Source organism: Pseudomonas sp. SIMBA_067, from assembly GCF_046534675.1.
Lineage (GTDB): Bacteria > Pseudomonadota > Gammaproteobacteria > Pseudomonadales > Pseudomonadaceae > Aquipseudomonas > Aquipseudomonas putida.
In genome coordinates, this window is record NZ_JAWRYH010000541.1 from 1 (window position 1) to 267 (window position 267).

General features: G+C 30.0%; 1 pseudogene. It reads left to right on the top strand.

Annotated features, from left to right (window positions below):
- Window positions 1–167 precede the first annotated feature (167 nt).
- Window positions 168–267 (top strand): annotated as a pseudogene (locus SB765_RS30240) (DNA-binding response regulator); the annotation flags it as partial.

Sequence of the window (267 nt, forward strand, 5' to 3'; positions counted from 1 at the left end):
GCTTTTTTATTACTGCTCAAGATGATAAAAATATGACAAATTCTATTTTTTGTCACTATTTTGTGTTTTTTTTACACTCATTTTAATTTAGACGTTACACTTTAATAAAAATGTCATACTTAGTCATAATAATGAAACCTACTCAATAGCCTAAGAGATAAATTGGAATGTCACGTAAAGTATTAGTCGTTGATGACGAAGCACCTATCAGGGAAATGTTGGTTTTTGTTTTAGAACAAAATGGGTTTCAAGCCATTGAGGCAGAAG